The organism is Microbacterium sp. Bi128 (assembly GCF_918698205.1).
Window position 1 is genome coordinate 1 of sequence record NZ_CAKKMM010000220.1, and the last position, 6690, is coordinate 6690.

Here is a 6690-nt window from a genome sequence, read left to right on the forward strand (position 1 = left end):
GTTCCCCGGTGCAGATCCCGGAGAAGGCAAACGGGTAGAAGACTATGGCGACGTTGCGGCCGCGGAAGTCTGAGAGGCGCACCGGTTCGCCGAATTGATTGGCGAGCTCGAAATCCGGCGCGGCATCGCCGACGCCGGGAACGGGGCTCACGGCGGAGCCCGGCCCGGAGGCCTCGTGCTGGACCGCTTGGGTCACTTGTTCTTCCGCGTGACCAACCGGGTGGCGCTCCAGTCCTTCGAGACGCCGGCGGAGGTGGTGTAGTGGAGCCCTGCGGTGGGCGCGGCGTCCTGGATGTCCGCGGGCGAGACGTAGCCGTCCCGGCCGGACTTGGGAGTCAGGACCCAGACAACGCCGCCCTCGGTGAGAGTGGTCAGCGAATCGACCAGCGTGTCCACAAGGTCTCCGTCACCTGCCCGCCACCAGAGAATGGCGGCATCGACCACCTCGTGATCGTCCTCGTCGAGAAGCTCAGAGCCCGTGAGATCTTCGATATCGTCCCGCAAGTCGAAGTCGACATCGTCGTCATAACCGAATTCCTGAATCAGGTCCCCGTCTTTGAAACCCAGTTTCTCCGCCACATTTACCGAAGTGGCGGCGTCGGCCTCGCTCACGTGTTGCTCCTATGCTTTTTGAATTGCTTCATGTTTTCAATGGCACTAGTGATTTCCATTACTCCAAGCCAACACCCTTTGGGCTCTCGCTTCAAGCTGTTGGTACCGCGATCCGCCATATTCTGCGTCACACAGGCCGATCCGGAGGCTGCGGGGCAGCGCTTCGTCACACAACCAGTATGCCCGTGAAATACGGGGACGGGTCCATAGGGCGGCTACGCATCCATCAGCCCGCACGGCTAGAGTGGCTGATGACGACTACGCCTGCGCGGGCAACCGCCCGGCTAATACAGGCAGGCGTACCGTGATTGGACCTTGCCCGGCGCATACGACCGGGCTGATGTAACCGATATGTCGCACACGTCGCGTTCACGCCAGGCAGTCACCCTGCCCGGAGCTGAGGGTGCCGATAGATGCGCTCAAAGAGAGGTTGGACGTGGCTGCAGGAGAAGATACCTCCCATATCCTCAGCGGGTTGACAAACCAGCTGCCTGATCGTGATCCGGAAGAGACCGCCGAATGGCTGGAGTCCCTGGATACCCTGATTCAGGAACAGGGCACCGAACGTGCCCAGTACATTATGCGAAGCCTGCTCCAGCGGGCCGGCGCGCAGAGCGTGGGTGTTCCGATGGTCACCACCACGGACTACGTCAACACCATCCCGGTCGACCAGGAAGCGGCATTCCCTGGCGATGAAGAGATCGAACGCAAATACCGTGCCTGGCTGCGCTGGAATGCCGCCGTGATGGTGCACCGGGCGCAGCGGGCGGACATCGGCGTCGGAGGCCATATCTCCACTTACGCCGGCGCCGCGACCCTGTACGAGGTCGGCTTCAACCACTTCTTCCGCGGCAAGGACCACCCCGGCGGCGGCGACCAGGTTTTCTTCCAGGGCCACGCCTCCCCCGGCATGTACGCCCGCGCCTTCATGGAAGGCCGGCTCTCCGAGGAGGACCTGGACGGGTTCCGCCAGGAGAAGTCCAAGGAAGGGCACGCCCTGTCCTCCTATCCGCACCCGCGCCTGATGCCGGAGTTCTGGGAATTCCCCACCGTCTCGATGGGCATCGGCCCGATGAACGCCATCTACCAGGCCCAGTCCAACCGGTACCTGCACAACCGCGGCATCAAGGACACCTCGGACCAGCAGGTCTGGGCGTTCCTGGGCGACGGCGAAATGGACGAGCCCGAGTCCCGCGGCCTGCTGCAGCTGGCGGCCAACGACAAGCTCGACAACCTCAACTTCGTGATCAACTGCAACCTCCAGCGCCTCGACGGTCCCGTCCGCGGCAACGGCAAGATCATGCAGGAACTCGAAGCGTTCTTCCGCGGTGCCGGCTGGAACGTCATCAAGGTCGTCTGGGGCCGGGAGTGGGATGACCTGCTGGCCAAGGACGAGGACGGCTCGCTCGTGAAGATCATGAACGAGACCGTCGACGGCGACTACCAGACGTACAAGGCCGAATCCGGCGCGTTCGTCCGCGAGCACTTCTTCGGCAAGACCCCGCAGACCAAGGAAATGGTCCAGGACCTGACCGACGACCAGATCTGGAACCTCAAGCGCGGCGGCCACGACTACAACAAGGTCTACGCCGCCTACAAGGCCGCCACCGAGTTCAAGGGCAAGCCCACGGTCATCCTGGCGCACACGGTCAAGGGCTACGGCCTGGGCACCCACTTCGAGGGCCGTAACGCGACCCACCAGATGAAGAAGCTCACCCTCGCGGACCTCAAGGCCTTCCGCGACCACCTGCGCATCCCGATCACGGACGACCAGCTCGAAGCGGACCTCTACCGGCCGCCGTACTACCACCCCGGCATGGACTCCCCGGAGATCCAGTACCTGATGGACCGCCGCAAGCAACTCGGCGGCTTCGTCCCCGAGCGGCGCTCCAAGCACTCCGACGTCACCCTCCCGGACGAGAAGGTCTACGAAGTCGCCAACCGCGGCTCCGGCAAGCAGCACGCCGCCACCACCATGGCGTTCGTCCGCCTGCTCAAGGACCTCATGCGGGACAAGGAGTTCGGCAAGCGGATTGTGCCGATCATCCCCGATGAGGCACGCACCTTCGGCATGGACGCGTTCTTCCCGACGGCGAAGATCTACAACCCGAACGGCCAGAACTACCTCTCCGTGGACCGCGAGCTCGTCCTGGCGTACAAGGAGTCCATCTCCGGCCAGATCGTGCACGCCGGCATCAACGAGGCCGGTTCCGTGGCAGCCTTCACCGCCGCCGGAACGTCCTACGCCACCCACGGCGAACCGCTCATCCCGGTCTACGTCTTCTACTCGATGTTCGGCTTCCAGCGCACCGGCGATTCCTTCTGGGCCGCCGCCGACCAGATGACCCGCGGGTTCATCATCGGCGCCACCGCCGGACGCACCACCCTGACCGGCGAAGGCCTGCAGCACGCCGACGGCCACTCCCCGATACTGGCGGCAACCAACCCGGCCGTCATCACCTACGACCCGGCATACGGCTACGAGATGGGCGTCATCATGCGTGACGGCCTCAACCGGATGTACGGCCCCGGCGAAGCCGGGAAGGAAATTGCCGGCAACGATCCGTCGCGGAACGTGATGTACTACATCACGGTGTACAACGAGCCGATCGTGCAGCCGCCCGCACCGGCGGAACTCGATGTCGAGGGCATCATCAAGGGCATCTACCTGCTGGCGCCGGCCAAGATTGACGGCCCGCGCACGCAGATCCTTGCCTCGGGTGTGTCGGTTCCCTGGGCCCTCGAAGCCCAGCGGGTCCTCGCCGAGGACTGGGGCGTCTCCGCCGATGTCTGGTCCGTGACCTCCTGGACCGAACTCCGCCGCGACGGCCTCGCGGCAGAAGAAGAGGCCTTCCTGAACCCCGGCCAGCCCGCCCGCGTCCCGTTCGTGGCCCAGCAGCTCGCCGGTGCCACCGGGCCGGTCGTGGCGGTCACCGACTACATGAAGGCCGTGCCGGACCAGATCCGCCAGTTCCTGCCGAACGAGTTTGCCTCGCTCGGCGCGGACGGCTTCGGCTTCTCCGACACCCGCGCCGCGGCCCGCCGTTTCTTCAAGAACGACATCCACTCGATTGTAGTGAAGACCCTCCAGCTGCTGGCCTCGCGCGGAGAGGTCGACAGCGGGGTGCCCGCCTACGCGATCGACCGCTACAAGCTCCTGGACGTCACCGCCGGGACCACCGGAGGAGCGGGTGGCGACGCCTGAGAAGCGAGTTATGGTGGGCAGATGAGCGACAGCAGAGCGCACGGCACCGGATCCGGCGGCACGACGGCGGTGCTGCTGGCCGCCGGAGCCGGGACCCGGCTGGGGCTCGGGCCCAAGGCGTTGCTCCCCTTCCATGGCCGCACGCTGGTCGAAGTGGTCGCCGACGTGCTGCTCGCGGGCGGCTGCCGGGAGGTGGTGGTGGTGCTTGGCGCGGATGCGGCAAGGGTCCGCGCCGCCACCGACCTCGGCCGGCACCGGGTCATCGACAACCCGCACTGGGCCAGCGGGATGGGCAGCTCGTTCCGGGCCGGTATCGCCGCGGCGGCCCTGGAGGCCCATGTGCTCATTGCGCTGGTGGACCAGCCCGGCCTGACCAGGGAGACCGTCACCCGGCTGCTGGCAGCCCACCGGCCCGGCCGGGTAACGGCGGCCGGCTACCGCGACGCGGAGGGGACGCTGCAGCGCGGACACCCGCTGCTGCTCGATGCCGGGCTTCGCACCGAAGCCGCGGAAACAGCAACGGGCGACGCCGGAGCGCGCGTCTTCCTGCGGGCGCACCCGGACCTGATTGATCTGGTGGACTGCAGCGACCTCTCCGGCGGCGAGGACCTCGACTCCCCCGAACAGCTGCACCTCCTCGACTAAAGACAACGCGGGGTCAGATACGGCCCATTAAGGCCCCCTCGATGGGCCGTATCTGACCCCGCACTGGTTTTAGCGCGAGTGAGCCAAAAACTCCTGCAGGCCACGCTTGAAACCGGACCGGCCGCCGTGGGCCGGGTGCCTGATTTTCGGCGCGTCCAGGCCGCTGCGCTGCAGGCTGCGGTGCGCCACATTGCCCACGGCCACCACAGTTTCGATGGAAAACGCCTCGATCAGCGCCTGCCAGAACGGAGTTCCAAGGTCAGCCTCGGACGCCCTCGGCGTGCGGTTGGACAGCGGCCGCCCGGGCACGTGGGTGTGCCACGGGCAGGCGCTCCACAGCAGGGGCAGGAACTCCAGCTCGGCCAGGACCTGCCACATCACCGTGGCCGTCGGCTCGGCGGCTATGCCTTCGGCGTCTGCCGGAAGCACGTACCCCTTCCCGGGCCCAAACAGCCCAAACCCGTTGGCAGGGCCTTCGAACATGGACCGGTTCGTGAAGGGAATCCCGGTGATCCTCATGCCCCTGTACCCGGGGGCTTCGCCCAGCAGCAGGACCTTTGGGGCGCGGTCCTGCATCTCCCGCAGATAGAGCTCCAGGTTCCGCCGGCGCTGCGCATTTCCAGGCACGGTGTGATCAAAGAAGTTGTTGCACCCCGGCCCCGTTTCGACGGCCGCGAGACGGTCAACGAAGCCGTCGATGGAGGAAACAGTCATTTGTCGGCCCTGGGGACACCCGGCAGAATAAGCGCCCTACCAGCGGGGGTGGATCGTTTCGCGGAAGTAGCGGTCATAGATTTCGCGGACGCCGACGTCGAACGTTGCGTCAATGCCGCTGACACCCGCCGCGGCGGCATTGGAGCGCGCCTGGTCCACGTTCCGCGCGCCCGGGATCACCGTGCTGACGCCGTCCTGCGCCGCGATCCAGGCGATGGCCGCCTGGGCGGTGCTGACGCCGTCGGGCACCAGTTCCTCGAACTCGGCCACCGCTTTGAGGCCTTCCCCGAAGTCCACGCCGGAGAAGGTTTCCCCGACGTCGAACGCCGATCCGGTGCGGTTATAGTTCCGGTGATCGTCCTCCGCGAAGGACGTCTCCGCGGTGTATTTGCCGGAGAGCAGCCCGGAGGCGAGCGGGACACGGGCGATGATGCCCACCCCGGCGGCCTCGGCGGCGGGCAACACTTCATCCAGCGGCTTGAGCCGGAAGGCGTTGAGGATGATCTGCACGGTGGCGGTGCCGTCGTGGCGCATTGCTTCGAGGGCTTCCTCGGTCCGCTCCACGCTAACGCCGTAGTTGCGGATGGCCCCCTCGGCCACGAGCGTGTCCAGCGCGTCGTAGACCTCGTTGTTGCTGTACACCGCGGTGGGCGGGCAGTGCAGCTGGACCAGATCCAGCTGCTCGACGCCCAGGTTGCGCCGCGACCGGTCCGTCCATTCGCGGAAGTTGGCGAGGTTGTAGCTCTCCGGCCGCTGCTCCACCCGCCGGCCCATCTTGGTGGCCACCGTGATGTCCAGGCCGGGGTTGTCTGCCAGGAACGCGCCGATGGCCTGCTCACTGCGGCCGTCGCCATAGACGTCAGCGGTGTCGAAGAACGTGACGCCCGCTTCGACGGAGGCCGCCAGGATGGCCTGCGCCTGCGCGGGGTCCACGTTGCCCCAGTCCGCGCCAAGCTGCCAGGTCCCCAACCCGACCGTGGAGACGTTTCGTCCGGTTTTGCCCAAGATTCGTTGTTCCATCGTCCGACTATAGGCCGTCAGCGGCCTCAAAGCGGAGGAACCAGCCCTGCCTCCTTCAGGCCCAGGTAGATCTTGTCCCGGGAGATGGGCAGCTGGGAAAACCTCACGCCGGTGGCGTTCCGGATGGCGTTCGCGAGCGCCGGCGCCACCGGATTGAACGGGCTCTCGCTCATCGACTTCGCGCCCAGCGGGCCCAGCTTGTCGCTGGTGTCGGCGAAGTACACCTCGCTGCGCGGCACGTCGGCGAAGGAGGGGACGTGGTACTGCCGCAGGACGTCGGTGGTGACGCGGCCGGCGTCGTCCACTGCGACCTCCTCGTAGAGCGCAGAGCCGAGGGCCTGCGCGATCCCGCCTTCGATCTGGCCGCGGCACTGGCGCGGATTGACCACCACGCCGGCGTCGGCCGCCTGCACGCTCTGCAGGATCCGCAGCTCCCCCGTCCCGGTGTTCACCGCCACCCGGAAGCCCTGGACATTGAACGCCACGGAACGCGG

7 protein-coding genes are annotated in these 6690 nt (G+C 66.6%); 2 read left to right on the forward strand and 5 right to left on the reverse strand.

The features are described from left to right. Both LQV45_RS15165 and LQV45_RS15170 read right to left on the reverse strand, forming a co-directional pair. Positions 1–196 (reverse strand): redoxin domain-containing protein (locus tag LQV45_RS15165; protein ID WP_374208223.1); only part of this gene is annotated, 196 nt, incomplete at its 3' end. Next, a complete protein-coding gene (locus tag LQV45_RS15170) occupies positions 193–612 on the reverse strand; it encodes a DUF3052 domain-containing protein (protein ID WP_018773429.1) in 420 nt (139 codons plus the stop codon). The genes LQV45_RS15165 and LQV45_RS15170, both read right to left, overlap by 4 nt. Before the next feature lie 436 nt (positions 613–1048). On the opposite strand from LQV45_RS15170, the gene aceE reads away from it, so the two are divergent. Then, positions 1049–3817, forward strand: a complete 2769-nt coding sequence (gene aceE, locus LQV45_RS15175) for a pyruvate dehydrogenase (acetyl-transferring), homodimeric type (protein ID WP_230007746.1) — start codon at positions 1049–1051, stop codon at positions 3815–3817. Between the two features lie 21 nt (positions 3818–3838). Beyond that, positions 3839–4462, forward strand: coding sequence for a nicotine blue oxidoreductase (gene nboR, locus LQV45_RS15180; protein ID WP_230007747.1), 624 nt, complete (start codon positions 3839–3841; stop codon positions 4460–4462). A 69-nt stretch (positions 4463–4531) separates the two neighbouring features. Here nboR and LQV45_RS15185 read toward each other — a convergent pair whose 3' ends face one another. From LQV45_RS15185 to LQV45_RS15195, 3 genes are all read right to left on the reverse strand, one after another. After that, the gene (locus LQV45_RS15185) at positions 4532–5176 is read right to left on the reverse strand and encodes a uracil-DNA glycosylase (RefSeq protein ID WP_230007748.1); all 645 of its coding nucleotides are present in this window, start codon (positions 5174–5176) and stop codon (positions 4532–4534) included. A 36-nt stretch (positions 5177–5212) separates the two neighbouring features. Continuing rightward, complete coding sequence (locus tag LQV45_RS15190; protein ID WP_230007749.1) at positions 5213–6196, reverse strand: aldo/keto reductase; 984 nt, start codon at positions 6194–6196, stop codon at positions 5213–5215. Between the two features lie 26 nt (positions 6197–6222). Next, positions 6223–6690 (reverse strand): molybdopterin cofactor-binding domain-containing protein (locus LQV45_RS15195; RefSeq protein WP_230007750.1); only part of this gene is annotated, 468 nt, incomplete at its 5' end.